The 1,326-nt window shown below is 40.0% G+C and carries 1 protein-coding gene and 3 pseudogenes; all 4 read right to left on the bottom strand.

Translation table 11 applies throughout. The features are described 5' to 3' along the window. Positions 1-281: pseudogene (locus DWX00_RS20255) on the bottom strand (IS200/IS605 family accessory protein TnpB-related protein); the annotation flags it as partial. Positions 282-298: 17 nt separating this feature from the next. After that, a complete protein-coding gene (locus DWX00_RS20260; protein ID WP_243038066.1) occupies positions 299-649 on the bottom strand; it encodes a hypothetical protein in 351 nt (116 codons plus the stop codon). 19 nt (positions 650-668) lie between these two features. Further along, positions 669-791: pseudogene (locus DWX00_RS20780) on the bottom strand (transposase); the annotation flags it as partial. 169 nt (positions 792-960) lie between these two features. Continuing rightward, positions 961-1,242: pseudogene (gene tnpA, locus DWX00_RS19395) on the bottom strand (IS200/IS605 family transposase); the annotation flags it as partial. Positions 1,243-1,326: the final 84 nt, after the last annotated feature.

Consider the following 1,326-nt stretch of genomic DNA (forward strand, 5'->3'; position numbering starts at 1 on the left):
CCGAGATCCACACTGCAGATCGTTTGTTCTTTGACAGGTGTCCGGTTTAAAGATACCTCTTCCGCATACGTAAAACGCAGGAAATATTTGTCGTGCTTTTTCTCCAACGTTGGCGCCGAAGCTTTTTTGCCCGACCAGTGTTTTCTTAAATATTCCATATCCGTATGTTTCAGCCGCACAGCAAACCATTTCCAGTCATGGCCATCGTACAGTTTTAAAAAGGCCGCATCTTTCTCTTCTGTGTTTTCACGGTACATGACATCGTGGTAAAAAACAGGCATGGCATACTGCTCACTTTTCAGATACGGCTTTCCTGTTTTCTGTCCCTCTGCTTTCCACTGTTCCAGACGCGTCCGATAAGAAGATACACTCCCAAGCGCGTGCTGGACTGCCGCCCGTCTGAAATAGGATGGCATTTTGGGAAAGCAGAAATCAAAATCAACCGGGCCGGATTCCGTTTCGTTGTATGCACCAGATGTTCCGCTGCATTGAAACGTTTCTTACTGTTCTCAATTTGGGCCAGTTCTTCCCATACAGATTCATACACTTCGACCAGATAGCGGACAGCAGAACGGTAAATCTCCAGTGTCTGGCAGATTGGAATATTCTGTTTTCGTAATTCTACACCATAACTGGATATGATTTTCATTCGCTTTCTCCTCCGGGTTTTAACGGGATTTTTCCTTCTGACCTTCTATGTAAGCAAGTATCTGTTCACGGCTTCGGTCACTAACCGTTACAGCACAATAAGACGGATTTCACAAATGTTCTCCCCACAACTCTTTCCTTGACGCCGGATAGGAAAAACCATTTTTATTAATTGTAAACATATCTTTCTCCATAAAAGTATTTTACCATATCCATAATAATATATCAAACATTTGTTCTGTTCTATATTAAAAAAATTGCGCGTCTAACTCATCACTACTACAATATATTTATGGGTAATCCCCTTACTACAAGATTCCCCTTCATGATTTTGATCATGTCTGAAATATAAAACTGTGGTCGACAATCTACAAGCAGATGAATATGATCCGGCATAACCTCCATAGCCAGGATTTGAAATTTATATTCCTGTGCAAGACTTTCCAGCATTTCTTTGCATTCCACATCAATTCCGTCTTTTAAAACCTTTTTTCTGTACTTTGTACACCAGACCAGATGATACTGCAGAGAGTACACATATCCTCTACCATAGGAAAGACCATTTTTATTAATTGTAAACATATCTTTCTTCATAAAAATAGTATACCATATGCATAGGAATATATCAAACATTTGTTCCTTTTTTTGGTGCAAATTTTGCGCGTCTAACTCATCACT

The organism is Blautia sp. AF17-9LB, from assembly GCF_003479185.1.
Classification (GTDB): domain Bacteria; phylum Bacillota; class Clostridia; order Lachnospirales; family Lachnospiraceae; genus Fusicatenibacter; species Fusicatenibacter saccharivorans.

What these genes read in the sequence shown, in the direction of transcription:
- DWX00_RS20260 (WP_243038066.1), bottom strand. Translation starts at nt 649, where the DNA reads ATGAAAATCATATCCAGTTATGGTGTAGAATTACGAAAACAGAATATT.